The organism is Streptomyces sp. NPDC001270 (genome assembly GCF_042896695.1).
Classification (GTDB): Bacteria; Actinomycetota; Actinomycetes; order Streptomycetales; family Streptomycetaceae; genus Streptomyces.
Genome location: NZ_JBIAXM010000005.1, coordinates 33320 through 56069 on the forward strand (window position 1 = coordinate 33320; position 22750 = coordinate 56069).

Sequence of the window (22750 nt, forward strand, 5' to 3'; positions counted from 1 at the left end):
TGTGATGCGCCGGGTCCCGGCGGACGGGCGGGGGCCGGGACGACACGGGGAGGGCGGGCCGGGCGGCGGCCGGGCCGGCACATGTGCTCCGCCCCGGCCGTCGCCGCAGGTGGGAGACCGAACCCACGCGGGCTCCCTCTGTGGTTGGAGGTCCGGATCAGCCTGCGGCCCGAGGACCGGGACGGTACTGACGGTCGACGACAAGTCGGAGAAGTACTGGACCACCCATGTGATCGAGCCGGACGGCACCGTCCGCGAGGCCCGGGCGGATGAGTGGACGCCCGGGTGACGGGAGCCGGCGGACCCGGCCCCGCGACCGGTCGGTGCCTGACGGCGGCAGGCGGGGCCTAGGCCGGCGGACCCGCGCGCCAGCCGGTCCAGCGCGTGACGTTGACGGCGATGACGGGGCCGGTCGGCGGGTGGTCGCGGTACTGGGTGTACTTGTCGCGCAACCGGCCGAGCGCGGCCCGGTGCGCGGCGCGTACGACGGGGTCGGCGGCGTCGGGGCCGAGGACGCCGGCCTCGCCGTCGGCCCGGACCCACCACAGCCGGTCCCAGTCCTCCCCGTAGGCGTCCACGAGCAGGCTCACGGCCGGATGGGCGGCGATGTTGCGCAGCCGCTTCAGCCGGGTCGTGGTCTTCGGCTTGCCGTCAACGGCCGTCACGATGCCGTCCGTACAGTCCCCGCCCGCCGCGTTGCGTACCGCGAACACGACGGGCACCAGATGGGGCCGGCCGGCCTCGTCCACCGTCGCGAGCCGGGCCACCCGGGCGGCGGTGAACCGCCGCCGAGCCTCGTCCGCCGTCATCTCCGGCACCATCGGCCTCCTCGGTCTGCCGTGGCTCGGGGCGCGCCTGCCGCAGGTTCACTTCCCGTGCAGCGCGTCGAGCACGTCGTCGTCCGTCAACTGTCCGAACTCCTCGTACCACTGGCCCACGGAGCTGAAGGAGTACGGCGCGTGCAGGCACAGGACGTCGTCCGCCTCCCCGCGGAGCGCGGCCAGCGATTCGGGCGCGCCGACCGGGACCGCCAGGATCAGGCGCGCGGGCGCCTGCCGCCGCACGTGGCGCAGGGCGGCGCGCGCGGTGCCGCCGGTGGCCAGGCCGTCGTCGACGACGATCACCGTGCGGCCGGCGAGTGCGGGCGGCGGGCGGCCCTCGCGGTAGCGCAGCTCACGCCGGTGCAGTTCGTTCCGTTCCCGTGCCACCACGGGGGCGAGCCGGGCCTCGTCCAGGCCGAGCCGCTTGAGGCTGATCTCGTCGTAGCAGGGCGGGTCGTCGCCGGCGATGGCGCCGACGCCGAACTCCTCGTGGCGCGGTGCGCCGATCTTGCGGACGAGCAGTACGTCGAGCGGGGCGCCGAGGGCCCGCGCGATCTCCGCGGCCACCGTGACGCCGCCGCGGGGCAGGGCCAGGACGACGGGATCCGGCAGACCGCTCCGCTCCCGCAGTGCGGTGAGCCGCCCGGCGAGTTCCCGGCCGGCCTGCCGTCGGTCGTGGAAGCGCATGGCCCGTCCTCTCCGCCGCTGGTCCGTCCGCTCCGCCGGAGCCGGCTCCCCCTCTCCTTCCATGGTGATACGACGGGCCCGGTGCGGCTATGTCCCGGCTGTGCACCCCCTCTATAAACCCTGTATATACGCTGTGCGTATAGTCCAGTCATGCCCTTTCCGAGCAAGTCTTCGAACAACAAGATGAGACGATGGCCGTCCTGGTTCCGGCTGGCCGTCTCGATCGTCGCCGCCGGGTGTCTGACCACCGCGCTGACGGGCTGCGCCAAGGTGGACACCACCGCGCCCAGCGCGGCCCGGGCGCAGGCCGACCCGGCGTCCCAGGCCCGGTTCGGGACCGTCGACTGCCGCGAGGCCAAGTGCATCGCGCTCACCTTCGACGCCGGCCCCAGCGAGAACTCGGCCCGTCTCCTCGACATCCTCAAGGAGAAGAAGGTTCCGGCGACCTTCTTCCTGCTCGGCAAGCGGCACATCGTGAAGTACCCGCAACTCGTCCAGCGCATGGCGGCCGAGGGCCACGAGGTCGCCAGCCACACCTGGGACCACAAGATCCTCACCAGCCTCTCGGAGCAGCAGATACGCGAGGAACTGCTGCGGCCGAGCGACGAGATCGAGCGGCTGACCGGACAGCGGCCGGTGCTGATGCGCCCGCCGCAGGGCCGGACGAACGAGACCGTGACCGGTGTCTGCCGAAAGCTCGGGATCGCGCAGGTCCTGTGGAGCGTGACCGCCAAGGACTACACGACGAACGACTCGGCGCTGATCACCCGGCGCGTGCTGGACCAGGCGTCCCGGGACGGGATCATCCTGCTGCACGACATCTACCCGGGCACCGTGCCCGCCGTGCCCGGCGTCATCGACGGGCTGAAGGAACGCGGGTACGTCTTCGTGACGGTCTCGCAGCTGCTGGCCCCGGGAAAGCCCCGACCGGGCCAGATCTACCGGCCGTAGGCGTCCGCGCCGCCGCGCGCGCGTGCGGACCGTGCCGTGCGGGTGTTCCCTAGGATCGGCCCGTGGCCGACTTCGTTCTCCAGCGCACCGCACCGCTTCCGATCGACGAGGCGTGGCGCCGGCTCACGCGGTGGTCCCGGCACGCCGGCACGGTGCCGCTGACCCGCGTCGTCATGGTCACCGAGCCGCCGACCCGGGTGGGCACGCGGTTCGTGGCCCGCACGGGCGTGGGTCCGCTCGGCTTCGACGACCCGATGGAGGTCACGGTGTGGCGTCCGCCCACCGACGCCGAGCCCGGCCTGGTCCGGCTGGTCAAGCGGGGCCGGGTGGTGGCCGGCTGGGCCGAACTGGAGGTACGCCCGGGTCCCGGCGGCCGTACCCGGGTGCTGTGGCGGGAGGAGCTGCGCCTGCGCGGGCTCCCGGCCCTCTTCGACCCGCCGCTGGCCGCAGCCGCCCGCGCCGTGTTCGGCCGCGAGGTCAACTCACTGCTCAGAACGGCCTGATCAGCGCCCGGCGCGGAGCGTGACGACCGCCTGGCCGCGGGCACCGGCCGACGCGGCAGTCCCCGGTCGCACGCCGTGCACTCGCCTGGTCGCATGCCCTGCACGCCCCTGGTCGCACACCTTGCACGCCCTGGTCGCCGGTCGGCACTCCCCTGGTCGCCACAGCAGGCCCTGGTCGCCGATCAGCAGGCCGTCACGGAAACCTCTCGTTCGGGCCGGTCCACGGGGACGTTCCGGGCCCGGTCCGGCGGTCGCCGGGCGGGGCGGCCACGGGCGGGAGAGCGGGGCGCCGGTCAGGCGACCGAGCCGATCCGGCGGGGCGGGACGCCCGCGGGCTCGTGGTGGATCGGGGTGCGGGCGCCGGTCAGGGAGGCTCCGCTGCCGCCGCGCCGGCTCGCGACGATCTCCGACGCGATCGACAGGGCGGTCTCCTCCGGTGTGCGGGCGCCGAGGTCGAGGCCGATCGGGGAGCGCAGCCGGGCCAGTTCGAGTTCGGTGACACCGGCCTCGCGCAGCCGCTCCGCACGGTCCAGATGGGTGCGCCGGGAGCCCATCGCGCCGACGTAGGCCACCGGCAGGCCGAGCGCCCGGCGCAGCAGCGGCACGTCGAACTTGGGGTCGTGGGTGAGGACGCACAGCACGGTCCGGTCGTCCACCTCGGTGCGCTCCAGATAGCGGTGCGGCCAGTCCACGACGATCTCGTCGGCCTCGGGGAAGCGGGTCCGGGTGGCGAAGACGGGGCGGGCGTCGCACACCGTCACGTGGTAGTTCAGGAACTTGCCGACCCGCACCAGGGCCGAGGCGAAGTCGATCGCCCCGAAGACGAGCATCCGGGGCGGCGGGACGGACGACTCGACCAGCACGGTGAGCGGGGCGCCGCAGCGGGAACCCCGCGCGCCGATCTCCAGGGTGCCGGTGCGGCCCGCGTCCAGCAGGGCGCCGGCCTCCGCGGCGACGGTGCGGTCCAGTTCCGGGTGGGCGCCGAAGCCGCCCTCGACGGTGCCGTCCGCGCGGACGAGCAGCGCCCGCCCCCTCAGCCGGGCCGGGCCCGCGACGATCCGCGCGAGCGCCGCCCCCGCACCGCCCGCGGCGGCGGCCAGCGCGGCCGCGGCCACCGGGCGGACGGGATCGGCCGCCCGCACCGGTGTGACGAGGATGTCGATGACGCCGCCGCAGGTCAGGCCAACGGCGAAGGCGTCCTCGTCGCTGTAGCCGAACCTTTCGAGGACGCTCTCGCCGTCCTGGAGCGCCTGGCGGCACAGGTCGTAGACGGCGCCCTCCACACAGCCGCCGGAGACCGAGCCGATCGCGGTGCCTTCGGTGTCCACCGCGAGGGCGGCGCCGGGCAGCCGCGGGGCGCTGCCGCCGACCGCCACCACCGTGGCCACGGCGAAGTCACGGCCCTGCTCGACCCACCGGTGCAGTTCGTCGGCGATGTCCAGCATGTCTCGGTCTCCTTACGACGGTCGGTGCGACGGGGTGGGACGGGACGGCCGAGCGGTGCCGGCCGGCCTTCCGGCGGAGCGCTCAGTGCACGCCCAGCCAGCCCTCGACGGGGTGGAGGGCGAAGTAGACGAGGAAGACCACCGTCAGGCCCCACATGAAGGCGCCGACCTCCCGTGCCCTGCCCTGGGCGGCCTTGATGGCGACGTACGAGACGACACCGGCGGCCACGCCCGTGGTGATGGTGTAGGTGAAGGGCATCAGGACGACGGTGAGGAACACCGGGATCGCGGTGGCCCGGTCGCCCCAGTCCACGTGCCGGGCGTTCATCAGCATCATCGCGCCGATCACGACGAGCGCCGCGGACGCGACCTCCTGCGGGACGATCGCCGTCAGCGGGGTGAAGAACAGGCAGGCCGCGAAGAACAGGCCGGTGACGACGGAGGCGAGGCCGGTGCGGGCGCCCTCGCCGACGCCGGTGGCCGACTCGACGAACACGGTCTGGCCGGAGCCGCCCGCCACCCCGCCGATGGCGCCGCCGGCGCCGTCGATGAACAGCGCCTTGGACAGGCCCGGCATCCGGCCCTTGCCGTCGGCGAGCCCGGCCTCGGTGCCGACGCCGATGATGGTGGCCATCGCGTCGAAGAACCCGGCGAGCACCAGGGTGAAGACGATCATGCCGACGGTCATCGCGCCGACCTGGCCCCAGCCGCCGAACTCGACCTGCCCGAACAGCGAGAAGTCGGGCATCGACACGGCGCCGCCGTGCAGTTCGGGGGCGCCGTTCGCCCACTGCCCGGCGTCGACGACGCCGAAGCCGCCCAGGACCGCGGCGACGAGCGTGCCGCTGATGATGCCGATCAGGATGGCGCCGGGCACGTTCCGGGCCTGGAGCATGAAGATCAGCAGCAGGGTGCCGGCGAACAGCAGGACCGGCCAGCCGGCCAGTTCGCCCGCGGGTCCGAGGCTGAGCGGGGTGGCCTTGCCCTGGTGCACGAAGCCGGACTTGTAGAAGCCGATGAGGGCGATGAACAGGCCGATGCCCATGGTGATGCCGTGTTTGAGCGCGAGCGGGATCGCATTCATGATCATCTCGCGCAGGCCGGTGACGACGAGCAGCATGATGACCGCTCCGTACAGCACGCACATGCCCATCGCCTGCGGCCAGGTCAGCTGGGGGGCGACCTGCGAGGACAGCACGCCGGACACGGACAGGCCGGCGGCCAGGGCGAGCGGCACCCTGCCGACGAAGCCCATCAGGAGCGTGGTGAGGGCCGCGGCGAACGCGGTCGCGGTGATCAGGGCCGGCCGGCCGAGGGTGTCCCCGGCCACATCCTTGCCGGACAGGATCAGCGGGTTGAGCAGCAGGATGTACGCCATCGCCATGAAGGTGGTGATGCCGCCGCGCACCTCGCGCGCGAGGGTGGATCCCCGCCGGGATATGTGGAAGTACCGGTCGAGCCAGGATCTGCCGGCCGGGACGCGGGTGCCCGCGCCCGCGTCCTCGGCCGTGTTCCCGGTCGCCACTGACTGCTGGGTCATGGTGCCGTCTCCCAAGGTTCACAGGGACATCCGCGCAGCGCACTCGGCGTACGCGGGTTTTGGGATGTGCACGACCCGGGGGACGGCCCGGTACTGCACGCTTGTCGGCCGGCACCGGAGTGAAGGATCGCCCGGCGCCGGGGCCGCCGCGGACACCCGTGCCGCCGGCTCCCCCGGCCCGCGGGGCAGGGGGGAGGCACGGCTGCCGCGACGGCGGCGGTTCGGCTACGACAGGCCGGTGAGGTGCTCCGGCCGGACCGGTGTGCGGTTGAGCTCCAGCCCGGTCGCGTTCCGGATCGCCGCGAGGACGGCCGGGGTCGACGACAGGGTGGGTGCCTCGCCGACGCCGCGCAGCCCGTACGGGGCGTGCTCGTCGGCGAGTTCGAGCACGTCGACCGGGATCGTCGGCGTGTCGAGGATGGTGGGGATCAGGTAGTCCGTGAAGGAGGGGTTCCTGACCTTCGCCGTCTTCGGGTCGACGACGATCTCCTCCATCACCGCGATGCCCAGCCCCTGGGTGGTGCCGCCCTGGATCTGGCCGATCACGGACAGCGGGTTGAGCGCCTTGCCGACGTCCTGGGCGCAGGCCAGCTCGACGACCTTGACCAGCCCCAGCTCGGTGTCCACCTCGACGACCGCGCGGTGCGCGGCGAACGAGTACTGCACATGGCCGTTGCCCTGCCCGGTGCGCAGGTCGAAGGGCTCGGTGGGCCGGTGCCGCCACTGGGCCTCGACCTCGACGGCCTCGCCCTCCAGGACGTCCGCCAGGTCGGCGAGCACCTCACCCGCGTCGGTGACCACCTTGCCGCCCTCCAGCAGCAGTTCGGCGTTCGCCCAGGCGGGGTGGTAGCTGCCGAACCTGCGCCGGCCCAGGTCCAGGACCCGTTCGCGCACCAGCTCGCAGGCGTTCTTCACGGCGCCGCCGGTGACATAGGTCTGCCGGGACGCGGAGGTCGAACCGGCGCTGCCCACCTGGGTGTCGGCGGGCCGGATGGTCACCTGGGTGACGCCCAGCTCGGTGCGGGCGATCTGCGCGTGGACGGTGACGCCGCCCTGGCCGACCTCCGCCATCGCCGTGTGCACGGTGGCCACTGGCAGGCCGCCGACGACCTCCATCCGCACCTTGGCGGTCGAGTAGTCGTCGAAACCCTCGGAGAAACCGACGTTCTTGATGCCGACCGCGTAGCCGACCCCGCGGACGACGCCTTCGCCGTGGGTGGTGTTGGACAGGCCGCCGGGCAACTGCCGTACGTCGACGCCCTCACTGCTCTCCCACTGGCGCTCCGGCGGCATCGGCATCGCCTTGACGCGGCGCAGCAGTTCGGCGACCGGGGCGGGCGAGTCGACGCGCTGCCCGGTCGGCATGATCGTGCCCTGCTCCATCGCGTTCAGCCGCCGGAACTCCACCCGGTCCATGCCCAGCCGGTCGGCGACCTTGTCCATCTGCGCCTCGTACGCGAAGCACGCCTGGACCGCGCCGAAGCCGCGCATCGCGCCGCACGGCGGGTTGTTGGTGTAGAGGGCGACGGCCTCGATCTCCACGTCGTCGACGACGTACGGGCCGACGCCGAGGGAGGCGGCGTTGCCGACCACGGCCGGGGAGGCGGAGGCGTAGGCGCCGCCGTCGAGGACGATGCGGCACTTCACATGGGTGAGCCTGCCGTCCTTGGTGGCGCCGTGCTCGTAGTGCAGGCGGGCCGGGTGCCGGTGGACGTGGCCGAAGAAGGACTCGAACCGGTTGTAGACGATCTTGACCGGTTTGCCGGTGCGGAGCGCCAGCAAACAGGCGTGGATCTGCATCGACAGGTCCTCGCGGCCGCCGAACGCACCGCCGACGCCGGACAGCGTCATCCGGACCTTGTCCTCGGGCAGCCCGAGCACGGGCGCGATCTGGCGCAGGTCGGAGTGGAGCCACTGGGTGGCCACGTAGAGGTGCACACCGCCGTCCTCCTCCGGCACGGCGAGGCCCGACTCGGGGCCGAGGAACGCCTGGTCCTGCATGCCGAAGACGTAGTCGCCCGTGACGATCACGTCGGCCCGCGCCGCTGCCGCCGCCGCGTCGCCGCGGACGATCGGCTGACGGTGGACGATGTTGGGGTGCGGGACGTGGGCACTGTGGTGATCGGTGCGGTTCTCGTGCACGAGGACCGCGTCCGGGGCGGTCGCGGACGCCTCGTCGGTGATGACCGGGAGTTCCCGGTACTCGACCTTGATCCTGGCGGCGGCGCGGCGGGCGGTCTCCGGGTGGTCGGCGGCGACGACGGCGACCGGCTCGCCGTGGTGACGGACCTTGCCGTGGGCCAGGACGGGGGTGTCCTGGATCTCCAGGCCGTAGTTCTTCACGCCGGCCGGCAGGTCGTCGTAGGTCAGGACCGCGTAGACACCCGGGGTGGCCAGTGCCTCGGCGGTGTCGATCGACACGATCTCGGCGTGCGCGACCGTGGAGCGCAGGATCTGCCCCCACAGCATGTCCTCGTGCCACATGTCGGACGAGTACGCGAACTCGCCGGTGACCTTGAGGACGCCGTCCGGGCGGAGCGTGGACTCGCCGATGCCGCCCTTGGTCCGGGTGCCCTGGGTGATCTTGGTGGGAGCGCCGTTCGGCATGGTCAGACCCCCTCGGACTGGCGGGCTGCCGCGAGCCGGACTGCGTCCATGATCTTCTCGTAGCCGGTGCAGCGGCACAGGTTGCCGGACAGCGCCTCGCGGATGTCCGCGTCGGTCGGGTTCGGTGTGCGCTCCAGCATCTCGTCGGCGGCGACCAGCAGACCCGGGGTGCAGAAACCGCACTGGACGGCGCCGGCGTCGATGAACGCCTGCTGGACCGGGGAGAGCCCGGCGCCCTCGCCGGTCCGGGCACCGGCGCCCTGCGCCCGCCAGTGCTGCGCCTCGTCGAGGGTGGTCCCCCGGGTGCCGCCCCCGGAGCGCTGTGCGGCGTGGTCCGCCAGGCCCTCGACGGTGACGACCTCGCGGCCCTCGGCCTGACCGGCCGCGACCAGGCACGCGCACACCGGCACGCCGTCCAGGCGGACCGTGCAGGAACCGCACTCGCCCTGCTCGCAGGCGTTCTTGGAACCGGGCAGGCCGAGCCGTTCCCTGAGCACGTACAGCAGGGACTCGCCCTCCCAGACGTCGTCGGCCTCCTGCGGCCGTCCGTTGACGGTGAAGTTGACGCGCATCACGCAGCTCCTTCAGCGGCGCGGCGGGTGCCGCGGTACGTCTCCCAGGTCCAGGTGAGCGTCCGGCGGGCCAGCACGCCGATCGCGTGGCGGCGGTAGCCCGCGGTGCCCCGGACGTCGTCGATGGGGTTGCAGGCGGCGGCGCACAGGTCCGCGAACCGCCGGGCCAGGGACGGGGTGATGGCCTGTCCGCTCTCCCAGAATCCGCCCTCGTCGAGCGCGGCGGTCAGCAGGTCCTCGGCGGCCTCGGCCCGGACGGGGGTGGGCGCGGCCGAGCCGATGCCGGTGCGGACCGTGCGGGTGGCGGGATGCAGCGCGAGCCCGAAGGCGCAGACCGCGATGACCATGGCGTTGCGGGTGCCTACCTTGGCGAACTGCTGCGGCCCGTCGGCCTTCTTGACGTGCACCGCGCGGATCAGTTCGTCCGGGGCGAGGGCGTTGCGCTTCACGCCCGTGTAGAAGTCGTCGATCGGGATCAGGCGGGTGCCGCGCACCGACACGGCCTCGACCTCGGCGCCCGCGGCGAGCAGCGCGGGGTGGGCGTCGCCGGCCGGGGAGGCGGTGCCGAGGTTGCCGCCGACACCGCCGCGGTTGCGGATCTGCGGGGAGGCGACGGTGTGCGAGGCGAGCGCGAGGCCCGGCAGCTCGGCGCGCAGGTGCTCCATGATCCGGGTGTACGGGACGGAGGCGCCGAGCCGCACGGTGTCCGCGCCGACCTCCCATTCGTAGAGGTCACCGATGCGGTTGAGGTCGAGGAGGTACTCGGGGCGCTGGTGATCGAAGTTGATCTCGACCATCACGTCGGTGCCGCCCGCGATCGGCACAGCGGTGGGATGCGCGGCCTTCGCGGCGAGCGCCTCCTCCCAGCTGGCGGGGCGAAGGAAGTCCATGACCGGCTCTCTTCTTCGTCTCGTGGGGGGTGTCGATTGAACCAATCCGTGTGCCGTGCGCCCGGCTCGTTCATGTCCTGTTCACGCGGAGTGGGCTCAGTACACCGTGCCGTGCTCCGACCGGGTCAGTCACCGAAACCATGAAGGAGTTGGCTGGCCAGGAAGCACATCTTGTAGATTCGTATGAACAGAGGTCATCAGTAACCCCTCCGTTTTCCGGAGGAAACGCGGGCCACAGTCGGGCCGACGTGCGGAGCGGCCCGCGCACCGGTCGCCGGGCTCCTCCCACGAATCCCCACCAAGATTCATCGTAGGTTTCGAGACAGAGAACGGCGGCGACGAAATGCGGCTGCGCGCACTGCTGGACACCGACGCGCTGGGCCTGCGGCTGCTCGGCGGCGAGGACGAGCTGGAGCGGACCGTACGGGGCGTGATGACCACCGATCTGCGCGACCCGAGCCGCTACCTCTCCGGCGGTGAGCTGGTGCTGACGGGGCTGGCCTGGCGCCGGGACGCCGCCGACTCCGAGCCCTTCGTACGGCTCCTGGTGCAGGCCCGGGTCGCCGGTCTCGCCGCCGGCGAGGCCGAGCTGGGGATGGTGCCGGACGACCTGGTGGCGGCCTGCGCACGGCACCGGCTGCCGCTGTTCGCGGTGAACGAGTCGGTTGCGTTCGCGACGATCACCGAGCACGTGGTGCGCCAGGTGTCCGGTGAGCGGGCCGGCGACCTCGCGGCCGTGGTGGACCGGCACCGGCGGATGATGACCGCGGGCCCGGCGGGCGGCGGCCCGGACGTGGTCCTGGACCTGCTCGGATCCGACCTGGACCTGCGGGCCTGGGTGCTCTCCCCGACCGGCCGGATCGTCGCGGGCGCCAAGGGCGCCGGGCCCGCGCTGCCCGCCGAGACCTGCGTGCGGCTGGCCGCCGAGCACCTGGGGGCCGCCCGCACCGGCCGTCGCGGGCCGCACCGGGTGAGTCTCGGACACACGACGTACTCCCTCTTCCCGGTCCGCTCCGGCGGACGCTCCCCGCGGGCCGCCCGGGACGTGCGCGAGACGGTCTTGTCGGACTGGCTGCTCGCCGTCGAGGCCGACGCCGGGGACTGGCCCGAGGAGCGGCTCGACCTGCTCCAGGGCGTGACCCAGCTGATCTCGGTCGAACGGGACCGGCGGGACGCGGCGCGCGCGGTGCGGCGGCGGCTCGCGCAGGAGGTGCTGGAACTGGTGCAGGCCGGCGCGGTGCCCGCGGAGATCGCCGCGCGCCTGCGGGTGGCCGCGCCGGTGCTGCTGCCCGGTCTTGGCGCGGCCCCGCACTGGCAGGTGGTGGTGGCCCGGGTGGAGTGGGAGGACGTGCCCGGCGGGGCCGCGGGACCGGCCGCCGAGGGCTCCGGCGGGCGCCGGGCGGACGGCATCGCGGGCGGTCCGCTCGCCCAGGCGCTGCTGGAGGAGATCCTGGTGGACACGCCCCAGGGCGCACCGGGCGCGGGACAGCCCGACGGCCCCGAGCCCGCCGAACGCGTCGCCGTCGCCCACACCGGCGACGAGGCCGTCGCGCTGGTCCCGCTGCCGGCCGTCTCCGCCGAGCACGACGGTTCGGAGTCCGGGATCCACGCCGACGCGCTCCTGGCCGCCGTGCGCGAACCGCTGGCGGCCGGCCTGAACGACGACGGCCGGGTCACCCTCGGCGTCAGCGCGGCCGTGCACTCGGCGGAGGGGCTGCGCGGGGCGCTGGAGGAGGCCCGGCACGCCCGCCGGGTGGCCGCGGCGCGCCCCGGACGGGTGTGCGCGGCCGGCCACCAGGAGCTGGCCTCGCACGTGCTGCTGCTGCCCTTCGTGCCGGACGACGTACGGCGGGCCTTCACCGCCCGCCTCCTGGACCCGCTGCGCGACTACGACCGCCGGCACCGGGCCGAGCTGATCCCGACGCTGGAGGCGTTCCTCGACTGCGACGGCTCCTGGACCCGCTGTGCCACCCGGCTCCACCTGCACGTCAACACGCTGCGCTACCGGGTGGGCAGGATCGAGCAGTTGACGGGACGGGACCTCGCGCGGCTGGAGGACAAGCTCGATTTCTTCCTGGCACTGCGCATGAGCTGAGGCCGCGCGGGCGTGCGCCGGGCGGATGCCGGGTGACGTTCTGTCCCACGACTTTGTGAAATCCTTCACCCACCCTCTTGGCCCGGCCACGGAATTGGTGCTGGAATGCCGCCACCACTCAACAGCTCGACGGCGCGCTAGGGGAGGGCAACGTGGCGCATTCCGCCATGTCTGGTAACGGAACGACCGCCGGTGACGATCCGCTCCAGACCGCGGTATGGCGATTGCGCTCGCGGGCCTGCTGGGCCGACGCGGCGGCCCTGCTCAGGCCGGACACCGCGCCGGCCGCGCTCCAGCGGGCCGGGCTGCTGGTCGAGCGCTGTCTGTACACCGAGCGGGGCTGGGCGGAGGCCGAGGACGCGCTGCGTACGGCGGAGGCGGTGGCCCAGAGCGACGAGGAACGCGGCGCGGCGGCCTGTGAACGCGGCCAGCTCGCCTACGCGGCCACGCTGCACGGGGTGCGGGACCGGGCGGACGAGGCACGGGCCGCACTGGGCCGGGCGGCGGCGCTGATCCCGCCGGGGGCGCCCGGCCGGGCGCTGCTGGACTTCCGGCGCGGGCTGCTGGCCGAGAACCTGGCCCGCTCCCCGCAGGCGGCCCTGGCCGCCTACCGGCGTGCCCACGCGAGCGCCGCCGCGCATGCCGACCCGCTGCTGATGTCCTTCACCTGGCGGCATCTCGCCGGACTCGCCCTGCGGGACGGCGAGGTGGCCGAGGCCCGCCACGGCTTCGCGGAGTCCCTGCGCATCCGCGAGGAGTTGGGTTACCTGGTCGGCACGGCACCGGCCCTGGCCTCGCTCGCCGACACCGAGTCCGAACCGGAGGCATCTCGTCTGCGGGAGGAGGCCCGCCGTCTGTTCCGTCTCCTCGGCGGAGTCCCCACCTGGCTGGCCGAACACCTGACCCCACCGGCCCCGGGCACGGCGACGGCCTGACCACCGGCCCACGAGGCCGGTCCGGCGGGCGGTCGGCGTCAGCCGCCGCCCGCAGCGGCATCGCGCGGCCGGACGGGCCGCGGATTCACGCGGTGCCGGTCGTGAAGTGGGCCGTGACGAGGATCGCGGCCCTCTCCGGTTCCCGGGCGATCAGTGCGTCCAAGAGGGCCGTGTGCTGTGCCGCGTCGGCCAGCAGTTCCGCCCGCTGGGTCCGGGCCGGGCCGCCGAGCAGCGGGCCCTGGGTCCGCCGGTGCAGGTCCTCCGCGATCTGCACCAGCTGTTCGTTGCCGGACAGCGACAGCAGCGCCCGGTGGAGGGCCCGGTCGGACTCGGCGTATGCCGCCCGGCAGCCCGAGGACGCGGCGCGCACGGTGTCCTCGGCCAGCGGCCACAGCTCCGCCCAGCGCTCGGGCGGCACCGTGCGGACCAGCCGCAGCAGCACCGGCACCTCGATCAGCGCCCGGACCTCCGCCAGGTCGGCCAGCTCCCGCGCGCCGCGCTCGACCACCCGGAAGCCGCGGTTCGGGACCACCTCGACCGCGCCTTCGAGCGCGAGCCGCTGCATGGCCTCCCGCACGGGCGTCGCCGACACCCCGAACCGCTCCCCGAGCGCCGGTGCCGAGTACACCTCGCCGGGCTCCAGCTCGCCCGCCGCCAGCGCCGCGCGCAGCGCGTCCAGGATCTGTCCGCGCACCGACGCCCGCTGGACGGGCCGCGCCTGCGGCGACGGCTCACCGTGGGTGTGCTCGCCGCGCGCGCACGGCGCGGCGGCGCTCCGCCCCGGGCCCATCTCCGCGGGCCGGGTCTGGGCGGGCACCCGGGCCGCCTCCGTCCGCGTCGCCGGGAGCCCGGTCCCGGCGGAGTCGTGCACACTGTGCCCCACGGACTCCTCCTCCGGGTTGTCGGCACTTGGGGTCATTACGACGGGTTGCTACCTGTCCGTCAAGCACCTTAGGCGTACGAGGCGACAGGTCAAATTCCCGGCAGATCAAGCAAGGCAAGGCTCACCTTCCTCGCACGGAGGGACGCGCGGACGGAGCCCCCCGCACGTCCACTAAGATCATCCGCATCCAGAACGCCCGCGCCGGGACGGTGCCCCTTCACAACTCCCTCACCTGTCGCAGGAACTTTCGATTCAACCACGCGTATGGGTAGTCTTACTCGAACTCAACTCCCGCCCCTCAAGCGGCAGTTCGAGCAGAACGCCGCCCTGGGCAACCCCTTGCACCTCCTTGGCGGCCTCTTGCCCCGAAACCCCCTGAGGGCCGGTGGAATTGGGCCACTATGGCGGGCGTTACGCCCTTTCCCAATGCAAGGGACCCCAGATGAGACTGACCGACATATCGCTGAACTGGTTGCTTCCGGGCGCCGTACTGCTCCTGGGCGTGCTGGCAGCGGTGGCGGTGCTCGCGCGCAACAAGCGGTCCGGGGAGCAAACGAAGACCGAGGACTCGTGGGAACGGAGCGAGGAGCGCCGCAGGCGCAAGGAGGCCCTGTACGCCTCGGCTTCCTACGTACTCCTTTTCTGCTGCGCGGCGGTCGCGGCCGCGCTCTCCTTCAAGGGCCTCGTCGGCTTCGGTGAGCAGAACCTCGGCCTGACCGACGGCTGGCAGTACCTGGTGCCGTTCGGCCTGGACGGCGCGGCCATGTTCTGCTCCGTCCTCGCGGTGCGCGAGGCCAGCCACGGCGACGCGGCCCTCGGCTCCCGGATACTCGTGTGGACGTTCTCGTTCGCCGCTGCCTGGTTCAACTGGGTGCACGCGCCCAGGGGGCTGGGTCACGCGGGCGCCCCGCACTTCTTCGCCGGCATGTCCCTCTCCGCCGCGGTGCTGTTCGACCGTGCCCTGAAGCAGACCCGCCGGGCCGCCCTGCGCGAGCAGGGCCTGGTGCCGCGCCCGCTGCCGCAGATCCGCATCGTCCGCTGGCTGCGCGCTCCCCGCGAGACCTACAAGGCGTGGTCGCTGATGCTGCTGGAGAACGTGCGCAGCCTGGACGAGGCGGTCGACGACGTCCGCGACGACAAGCGGCAGAAGGAAGAGGCCCGACTGCGCAGGCGCGATCAGCAGCGCATCGAGCGGGCCCAGCTCAAGGCCATCAGCCGCGGCACCCGCGGCTTCATCGGCCGCGGCGCCGGCCACCAGGTCGAGGTGCAGGCGATGGAGCGCGGGTCCGCGCAGGTCTCCTCGGAGCCTGCCATAGCGGCGCCGGAACCGCTGCCCGTACCCTCTCGGCCCTCCCTCCAGCCGGTCCGCAAAGGGGCTGAGCCGATCACCGTCGACCTGACCGCGGAGGACGACACCATGGCCCTGCCGCGACTCGACTCCCTGGAGCGCAAGCTCAAGGACCTGGAGCAGCAGTTCGGTTAGTACCGCTGGTACGGCCGGGACGTGACCGGCCGGGACCGGACATCTCGGGACGGGGGCGTGACCGCACGGGTCACGCCCCCGTCCCGTTCACGCGGCCTCCGCGCCGAGTTCGAACCACACCGACTTGCCGACACCGTGCGGCCGTACGCCCCACGCGTCCGCGAGGGACTGCACCAGGATCAGGCCCCGGCCGTGCGTGCCGTCGTCGGCGGCCGGCCCGCGCAGTACCGGCTTGCGGGCCACGAAGTCCCGTACCTCCACACGCAGTCCGCGCGGTCCGACGACGGCCGTCAGCACGGCGTCCCGGTCGGTGTGGACGAGCGCGTTGGTGACCAGTTCGCTGGTGAGCAGTTCCGCGATCTCGGAGCGGCCCGGTCTTCCCCAGTGCCGCAGGAGTTCCCGCAGTTCCCTGCGGGCCTCGGGCACGGCCCGCAGATCCGCCCGGCCGAGTCTGCGCCGCAGTTGCGGCGGATGCGCCCGGTCCGTGTCGTCGCCGGTCTCTTCCCCCGCCGCCTTCACCGAGGAGACCCCGATGGCCACGGGACCGCTCCCTCGTGCCTGCCTTCTCATGTCCCCCGCCCGCACGCTGTTGCCGTTGCCCCTCCTGATCGAACACGTTCACGGGGATCCATGCCCCGTGAGTCACCGGCCAGTCCTGCGCGACCGCCGACGCCCGGCGGTTCGGCCACGGTGGTGCGGTGGCGCCGCCGATGCGCGGGTGCCGCCGGGGGCGGGATCCGGCCGTCGAGGGGGTGGTACGGCGCCACGAGCGCCGCGTCACGACGGGCCGGGACGCCCGGAATCCGGAACCGGTCTCCCTCCCGTGCACGTGAATCTGGCCGGAATACATCGCCCCGCCGTGCGTCGGGTCAGGGCCGCGGGACGTTGTGGAGGCTGTTCAGGGCCGCGGGACGTTGCGCAGGTCCAGCCAGCGGGCAAGAAGATGCCCCGCCCTCCTCCCACGGGGATGGAGCCGAGCGGGCCTGTGTTACACCCGCCCCTCTCCACAGGGCACTCGTCGGGCGGGTTCTCGTCCCCTGAGCGGAGGAGGGGGCGAGGGGTCTCCACCTGCTGGTCCTCGGTGTCGGGTAAGTGAGCGTAACCACGCGTGACCACCGTGGTGGTGGAGCACAAGGACCGGCTCGGCCGGATGAACGTCGCGCTTGTCGAGGCCGCTTTGCCCGCGACGGGCCGTCGCCTGCTGGTGCTGGACGACGATGAGGCCCGGCGCGGCCAGGCCGCGCATGTCCTGTCCCTCGAAGCCGGTATCGCGACGATCCGGCACCGGCTGTCGCTGCCGGTCGGGGAGAAGGGCAGCAAGCGGGCTCCGGGCGGCTACCGCTCCCCGCACGAATGGTTCAGCAAGGCACACCGCCTGCATGTGCTTGCTTGAGGACCGGCTCGGCCAGGTCCGGGCCGACCGCCGACGCCCCGCCGCACGTCCTGGCCCGGTTCGGTGGCCCATGCCAGGGGCCGGACCGCGGCTCTGTCGCCCCGGCCGAGGCCACCGTGCGTCGCATCCTCCCGCGCATCGACGGGGACGCGCTGGATACGGCCGTCGGAAGCCGGCTCGCTGGGCGCGAACGCGTGCCGCCGGCCAGGAGGAGAACGAGGGACACCCTCACCTGAACGGCGCGGCCCCTGCCTGGAGACGGCGTCTGGCAACGCGACCGCGACCAACATTCCATCCAGCCAGGAGAGTTGATTCACCACTCGGACGCCGGGGGTCAACACACGAGTTTCAGGCTTGCCGAGCATCTGGACGCAGTCGGCATCGCCGCCTCCATCGGCTCGGTCGGCGACGCCTTGGACAACGCCCTCATGGAGTCGACGATCGTCCTGTACAAAACCGAGTTGATCGAACCCCAGCGGACCTGGAGCCGCTCTCCCAGGTCGAGTAGGCAACCGCCGAATGGTTCAACTACTGGCACATCCGTCGCAGGGCCTCCATGGTGAGATAGGTCACGACTACCGAGCCGAGATGACCGTCCGCTTCGCCCTCTGGGAGCAGATCACCGGCGCCGTCGGCCGGCCCACCACAGCCTGAGCACAGGACCCGAACCGGCCCCGCCGCCCCGACACGCCGTCAGAAGCCCCCACACCCAACAACGTGACAACGCCGATTTCTAAGGTCGATGAAATATGGAATGCACAGCGAGAACCGACAACCCTGTAGGCAGATGGACCCTTGCTGAACTCCCTCGGTTCAACAACCTGGTACTGGCCGGCGAGGTCGAGCCAGAGATCATGGTCAGGGAGATGAATAGACTGCTTCTCACCCTGCCGCAGACCGATACTGTCTCGCACGACGAGGCCCGCACATTGCTTGTAGAGCTCGGTATGTGGGGTTCCTCGGTGGCGATGCACTTCCAGAGACGTGATCTCGACAGGGCGAAAAACCATCCGTCGACCGGTCTGGACCAGTTGGCAGTCGGATATCAGCGGGTGCCGTTCTTGGCGTACTTCGCGCAACTGGCTACAGCCTCAGGTACTGGACATCCGAATCGAGATGCCTACGCTTCTCTGATTAAGTGGAACTCACCGGATATGAGGGCGTACTGGAGCGGGGAGTGTGTCGCACGAATCCCTAGCGTATATGAGGATGGCATCACCCGAACCTATACGGGCGACATAGGTGAAGTTCAATGCATTGAGTTGTTCGATCGCTGCGAGACCCTGGAGATGGCGGCCAACAGAGCGCTTCGGACCATCTGGGAGCAAGGGTGTTCCGGTATGGAGGCAGACGAGATCCGCGACCGCTTCAATCAGGCCAACCACATGTTGATGGCAGCTCGCAGGTTGATGCTCGACTTTCAACATGGAGACGAGCGTGGGTCCATGTCTGCCAGCCGCTTCATGGACGTCTTCCGACAGTTCGCCGTTCACTGGGAGGTCGACGACGTACCTCCGAGCGGCACCCAGGATATCGAGTTCATCACCCGCGACTTGATGAGTGGCATCCAGCCATCGAAGCATCAAGCCCACATCAGAAAGATCTACCCTGGCTTGCTCTCCGGCGAGCGAGAGCAGCTGAACAGAGCGATGCAGTATTCTCCGCTACCCTATATTCTTCTCGATAGGGCTGGCATCACGAAGCTGGATCTGGATGCGATGAGCGATGGCGAGATAGCCGGCCTGCTCTCCAAGTTCCCGGAGATCGCCGGCTGCTATCTATGGCTCCGGGCTTCGGCGATGCTGTCAGCCACTCACTTGATGCTCTCCAAGAAGTTTCTCTACAAACCTGCTCGCCAGCGCGAGGAGAAAGGTACATTCGGTCGCACACCAGTACCGAACGACAGAGGGATCACTGGTTTGCCGGAGACGGCTCTCGACAGAACCAACGACGCGAGGAAGCATCATCCGCTGTTCAGAATCGGTTCACTCGGCGGTCGCCAAATTTGCAGCATATCCGGCATGATGGCTCCGCCCGATCTGGACAGCACTCAAGCGCTGTCGTTGCTTGGAATTTCCCTGCAATCGCCTGTCGGATCGTCATGACGACAGGAGAACTTCAGCCCGGATCCACCGGTTGATGTGCGGCGGTGTTGTTCCCCGGAACGCGGAAGTGCCCTGTGGGGCGTGTTCATCGACGCTGTGAAGCGCGGCGACCTCGTCTGACACGGCAACGCAAACAGCCCTCGCCGGGTCGTCCCTGGCGGGGGCTGTCGTGTGCGATCACTCGTCTGTCTCGTGCTCGTCCATCGCCGATACATCGCCCCGCCGTGCGTCGGATCAGGGCCGCGGGACGTTGCGCAGGTTCGAGCGGGCCAGTTGGACCATGCGGCCGACGCCGCCGTCCAGCACCATCTTCGAGGCGGACAGAGCGAACCCGGTGACCATGTCGGCGCTGATCTTCGGCGGGATGGACAGCGCGTTGGGGTCGGTGACCACGTCGACCAGGGCCGGACCCGGATGCTTGAAGGCGTCCCGCAGCGCACCCGCGAGCTGCCGGGGCTTCTCCACCCGCAGCCCGAAGGCACCGCAGGCGCGGGCCACGGCGGCGAAGTCGGGGTTGGTGTTGGTGGTGCCGTACGAGGGCAGGCCCGCGACCAGCATCTCCAACTCGACCATGCTGAGCGCGGAGTTGTTGAAGAGGACGACCTTGACCGGCAGGTCATACTGCACGAGTGTCAGGAAGTCGCCCATCAGCATGGCGAACCCGCCGTCACCGGACATCGACACGACCTGGCGTCCGCGGTCGGTGAACTGCGCCCCGATCGCCATGGGCAGCGCGTTGGCCATGGAGCCGTGCGAGAAGGAGCCGATGACGCGACGGCGGCCGTTGGGCGAGATGTAACGGGCGGCCCAGACGTTGCACATGCCCGTGTCGACCGTGAACACGGCGTCCTCGTCAGCGATTTCGTCCAGGACGGAGGCCACGTACTCGGGATGGATCGGGATATGCTTCTCCACCTTCCGGGTGTACGCCTTGACCACGCCCTCCAGCGCGTCCGCGTGCTTCTTCAGCATCCGGTCCAAGAAGCGCCGGTTCTGCTTGGTCCGCACCCGCGGCACGAGACAGCGCAGGGTCTCGCGCACATCGCCCCACACGGCCAGGTCGAGCCGGGAGCGGCGGCCCAGCACCTCGGGGCGCACGTCGACCTGGACGATGCGCACGTCGTCGGGCAGGAAGGCGTTGTACGGGAAGTCGGTGCCGAGCAGGATCAGCAGATCGCACTCGTGGGTGGCCTCGTAGGCGGCGCCGTACCCGAGCAGGCCGCTCATGCCGACGTCGTACGGGTTGTCGTACTGGATCCATTCCTTGCCGCGCAGCGCGTGGCCGACCGGGGACTTGATCTTCTCGGCGAACTCCATCACCTCGGCGTGCGCGCCCGCCGTGCCGCTGCCGCAGAACAGGGTCACCTTGTCGGCCTCGTCGATCATCCGGACGAACGCGTCGATCTCGGCGTCGCCGGGGCGTACGGAGGGCCGGGAGGTGACGAGGGCGAGTTCGGCGGCCTTCTCCGGCGCGGGCTCGGCGGCGATGTTCCCCGGCAGGGCCACCACGCTGACGCCGCGCTGCCCCACCGCGTGCTGGATCGCGGTCTGCAGCAGCCGGGGCATCTGCTGAGGGTTGGAGATCAGCTCGCTGTAGTGGCTGCACTCGCGGAACAGCTGGTCGGGGTGGGTCTCCTGGAAGTAGCCCAGGCCGATCTCGCTGGACGGGATGTGCGAGGCGAGGGCGAGTACGGGCGCCATCGAGCGGTGGGCGTCGTACAGGCCGTTGATCAGGTGCAGGTTGCCGGGGCCGCAGGAGCCGGCGCAGGCGGCCAGCACGCCGGTGATCTGGGCCTCCGCACCGGCCGCGAAGGCGGCGGTCTCCTCGTGCCGCACGTGGATCCAGTCGATGGCCGCGTTGCGGCGGACGGCGTCGACCACCGGGTTGAGACTGTCGCCGACGACGCCGTAGAGGCGGCGCACGCCGGCGCGGACGAGGATGTCTACGAACTGTTCGGCGACGTTCTGTTTGGCCATGGCTTTCGCGTACTCCTCCGGGCTCGTACCCCTCCGGTCGCGGGGGATCCGACGGTCGGCTCGGAGTTCCATGAATTCACAGGGGCCGCGGTTACGCCTCCCAAACGGCGGCGGCCGTGCGGTCGTCGGCGTACCCCTTGACCCGCACCTGGGTGTCCACCAGGAACTCGGCCAGGCCGGGCGCGGTGCCCTCGGACCAGCGTCGGGCCAGGTAGGCGCTGAGGGCGGGCTCGCCGCGCAGCGGATCGGCGAGGCCGCCGCCGCACATCAGCAGCGCATCACCCGGCCGGGCGACGGAGGCCCGGAAGCGGAAGGGTTCGCGGGGCGGCTCGGGGGCGGGTTCGTAGGGGCTTGGCGGTGTCGGGATCCCCAGGTCCATGGTGAGCCGGTCGCCGCCCGGGGGCTCGGCCGGCCGGGAGCCGAAGCCGGGCACCGCGTCACCGGTCGTGTCGGACCGGCCGACCCGCGGCTCGATGTCCTGCCAGGCGCCGTCCCGCAGCCGGAACAGGCCGCCCTCGCCGACGCCGAAGAACACCCGGGTACGGCAGTCCGGGTGGGCCGGCAGCAGCAGGCAGCGCAGGTCGGCCGCGTACTCCTGCGGCGGAATCCCCTGCTCGGTGGCGCTGGCGCGCAGCTTGCCCAGGCTGCGGTCGGTGAGCCGGTGCAGGCCGGACTTCAGGTCGTCGCGGCGGGCCGCGTGGATGTCGTCGACCAGCCGCTGGTGGCTGCGGCCCACGGCCCGGCCGATCCAGTGGCACGCTTCGGCCGCCGCGCGGTGGGCGCCGGGTGCGCCCCGCGCGCCGGTCGCCATGGCGACGAGGATCAGCGCCTGGTCGCCCGTGCCGAACCGGGCGGTGAGCAGCGCGTCCCGGCGCGGTTCGCCCCGGGAGCGCGCGGAGTCGCCCCGCACGGACGCGGCCCGCAGGGTGCACACCCCGTACCGGGCGCCGTCGAGCACGGTGTCCGCGACGAGTCCGCCGAGGTCGTCGGGATCGGCCGGGGGCAGGGCGGTGGGCTCGGCCTCGTAGGCGGGCGGCGCGGACCCGACGTACTCTGCCCCGCCCCGCGCCCCGGCTCCCGCGCTGTCCCACTCGGCGCCGGAAACCGGACCGGGGTCCTGCGGCAGGTGCGGGGCGCTCTCGGCGGGGGTCCGGCGCCTGCGGCCCGCGGGCGGGAAGCTCGACGGGGGCTCCGGGACCGCGGGGGACGGTTCCCAGGGCGCCCGCTGCCGCGGGAGTCCGGCAGCCGACGGTCCGGCGTCCAGCGGTCCGGCAGCCGGTGGCGCGGGCTCCGGCGGCCCGGCACCCCAGGGAACCGCGTCCTGCGGAGCGGCGCCCGACGGACCGGCCACGTGGAATGCGGCCCCCGAAGGACCGGCCTTCCGCAGACCCCCACCTGACGGACGGGCGTCCCGGAGGCCGCCGCCCGAAGGGCCGACGTCCGACGGACCGGCGGCCCAGGGATCCGCACCCGATGAACCACCGCCCGAGGGACCGACGTCCCGGAGACCACCACCCGTCGGACCCACATCAGACAGACCCGCATCCGACAGACCGGCATCGGACAGACCCGCATCGGACAGACCGGCAGCCCAGGGACCAGCATCCGACGGACCGGCATACGACGGTCCGGCCGCCCAGGGGTCAGCGCCCGGTGGGCCCGCGGCCCAGGGAGGAACGCCCGACGGACCGGCCGCCCGGAGACCTGGGTCCGGCGGGCCGGTTTCCGGCGGACCGGTCCGGAGACCTGGGTCCGGCGGACCGGCGTCCGCCTCAGCGGTGTCCAGCGGGCCCGCCTCCGGCACACCGGAGGTGCGCTGTGCCGGCACCATGCCCTCGGCCCCACCTCCGGTCTCGCGCTCGG

At 72.2% G+C, this 22750-nt stretch carries 17 protein-coding genes and 1 pseudogene; 7 read left to right on the forward strand and 11 right to left on the reverse strand.

The features are described 5' to 3' along the window. Positions 1 to 347 precede the first annotated feature (347 nt). Both ACFY2B_RS10190 and ACFY2B_RS10195 read right to left on the reverse strand, forming a co-directional pair. On the reverse strand, positions 348 to 818 hold the full coding sequence (locus ACFY2B_RS10190) for a TIGR03668 family PPOX class F420-dependent oxidoreductase (protein WP_390762962.1): 471 nt from the start codon (positions 816 to 818) through the stop codon (positions 348 to 350). Between the two features lie 48 nt (positions 819 to 866). Next, positions 867 to 1508 carry a phosphoribosyltransferase gene (locus ACFY2B_RS10195; protein ID WP_390762691.1) on the reverse strand — a complete coding sequence of 214 codons (642 nt, stop codon included), beginning with the start codon at positions 1506 to 1508 and terminating at the stop codon, positions 867 to 869. Positions 1509 to 1691: 183 nt separating this feature from the next. Between ACFY2B_RS10195 and ACFY2B_RS10200 the strand changes: the two genes are divergently transcribed. Both ACFY2B_RS10200 and ACFY2B_RS10205 read left to right on the forward strand, forming a co-directional pair. Further along, entirely contained in the window at positions 1692 to 2459 is a 768-nt protein-coding gene (locus tag ACFY2B_RS10200) for a polysaccharide deacetylase family protein (RefSeq protein WP_390762963.1), read from the forward strand. Between the two features lie 62 nt (positions 2460 to 2521). Then, on the forward strand, positions 2522 to 2962 hold the full coding sequence (locus ACFY2B_RS10205) for an SRPBCC family protein (RefSeq protein WP_390762692.1): 441 nt from the start codon (positions 2522 to 2524) through the stop codon (positions 2960 to 2962). A gap of 293 nt (positions 2963 to 3255) precedes the next feature. Here the strand turns inward: ACFY2B_RS10205 and ACFY2B_RS10210 are convergent, their stop codons facing one another. The 5 genes from ACFY2B_RS10210 to ACFY2B_RS10230 form a co-directional block, all read right to left on the reverse strand. Continuing rightward, on the reverse strand, positions 3256 to 4407 hold the full coding sequence (locus ACFY2B_RS10210; RefSeq protein ID WP_390762693.1) for an XdhC family protein: 1152 nt from the start codon (positions 4405 to 4407) through the stop codon (positions 3256 to 3258). Between the two features lie 82 nt (positions 4408 to 4489). Next, the gene (locus ACFY2B_RS10215) at positions 4490 to 5947 is read right to left on the reverse strand and encodes an NCS2 family permease (protein ID WP_390762694.1); all 1458 of its coding nucleotides are present in this window, start codon (positions 5945 to 5947) and stop codon (positions 4490 to 4492) included. 225 nt (positions 5948 to 6172) lie between these two features. Next, on the reverse strand, positions 6173 to 8560 hold the full coding sequence (locus ACFY2B_RS10220) for a xanthine dehydrogenase family protein molybdopterin-binding subunit (RefSeq protein WP_390762964.1): 2388 nt from the start codon (positions 8558 to 8560) through the stop codon (positions 6173 to 6175). Further along, positions 8557 to 9126, reverse strand: a complete 570-nt coding sequence (locus ACFY2B_RS10225; RefSeq protein ID WP_390762695.1) for a (2Fe-2S)-binding protein — start codon at positions 9124 to 9126, stop codon at positions 8557 to 8559. The genes ACFY2B_RS10220 and ACFY2B_RS10225 overlap by 4 nt, the downstream gene beginning before the upstream one ends. After that, a complete protein-coding gene (locus tag ACFY2B_RS10230; RefSeq protein WP_390762696.1) occupies positions 9126 to 10016 on the reverse strand; it encodes an FAD binding domain-containing protein in 891 nt (296 codons plus the stop codon). Before ACFY2B_RS10230 ends, ACFY2B_RS10225 begins: the two co-directional genes overlap by 1 nt. A gap of 343 nt (positions 10017 to 10359) precedes the next feature. Here ACFY2B_RS10230 and ACFY2B_RS10235 point away from each other — a divergent pair, with 343 nt between their 5' ends. Both ACFY2B_RS10235 and ACFY2B_RS10240 read left to right on the forward strand, forming a co-directional pair. Beyond that, positions 10360 to 12111 carry a PucR family transcriptional regulator gene (locus ACFY2B_RS10235; RefSeq protein WP_390762697.1) on the forward strand — a complete coding sequence of 584 codons (1752 nt, stop codon included), beginning with the start codon at positions 10360 to 10362 and terminating at the stop codon, positions 12109 to 12111. A gap of 167 nt (positions 12112 to 12278) precedes the next feature. Beyond that, complete coding sequence (locus tag ACFY2B_RS10240) at positions 12279 to 13046, forward strand: hypothetical protein (protein ID WP_390762698.1); 768 nt, start codon at positions 12279 to 12281, stop codon at positions 13044 to 13046. A gap of 85 nt (positions 13047 to 13131) precedes the next feature. On the opposite strand, the gene ACFY2B_RS10245 is transcribed toward ACFY2B_RS10240, so the two are convergent. Continuing rightward, entirely contained in the window at positions 13132 to 13965 is an 834-nt protein-coding gene (locus tag ACFY2B_RS10245; protein WP_390762699.1) for a GntR family transcriptional regulator, read from the reverse strand. 406 nt (positions 13966 to 14371) lie between these two features. On the opposite strand from ACFY2B_RS10245, the gene ACFY2B_RS10250 reads away from it, so the two are divergent. After that, a complete protein-coding gene (locus ACFY2B_RS10250) occupies positions 14372 to 15412 on the forward strand; it encodes a DUF2637 domain-containing protein (protein ID WP_390762700.1) in 1041 nt (346 codons plus the stop codon). 87 nt (positions 15413 to 15499) lie between these two features. Here the strand turns inward: ACFY2B_RS10250 and ACFY2B_RS10255 are convergent, their stop codons facing one another. Continuing rightward, a complete protein-coding gene (locus tag ACFY2B_RS10255; protein ID WP_390762701.1) occupies positions 15500 to 15982 on the reverse strand; it encodes an ATP-binding protein in 483 nt (160 codons plus the stop codon). A gap of 652 nt (positions 15983 to 16634) precedes the next feature. On the opposite strand from ACFY2B_RS10255, the pseudogene ACFY2B_RS10260 reads away from it, so the two are divergent. Both ACFY2B_RS10260 and ACFY2B_RS10265 read left to right on the forward strand, forming a co-directional pair. Beyond that, positions 16635 to 16833 (forward strand): annotated as a pseudogene (locus tag ACFY2B_RS10260) (IS200/IS605 family accessory protein TnpB-related protein); the annotation flags it as partial. A gap of 721 nt (positions 16834 to 17554) precedes the next feature. Then, positions 17555 to 18910: a hypothetical protein gene (locus tag ACFY2B_RS10265; RefSeq protein ID WP_390762702.1), complete on the forward strand. Its 1356-nt coding sequence runs from the start codon at positions 17555 to 17557 to the stop codon at positions 18908 to 18910. A 234-nt stretch (positions 18911 to 19144) separates the two neighbouring features. On the opposite strand, the gene ACFY2B_RS10270 is transcribed toward ACFY2B_RS10265, so the two are convergent. Next, positions 19145 to 20887 (reverse strand): pyruvate dehydrogenase, encoded by a 1743-nt coding sequence (locus tag ACFY2B_RS10270; protein WP_390762703.1) that lies wholly within the window; start codon positions 20885 to 20887, stop codon positions 19145 to 19147. Positions 20888 to 20978: 91 nt separating this feature from the next. Next, positions 20979 to 22238 (reverse strand): protein phosphatase 2C domain-containing protein, encoded by a 1260-nt coding sequence (locus ACFY2B_RS10275; protein ID WP_390762704.1) that lies wholly within the window; start codon positions 22236 to 22238, stop codon positions 20979 to 20981. Between the last annotated feature and the right edge of the window lie 512 nt (positions 22239 to 22750).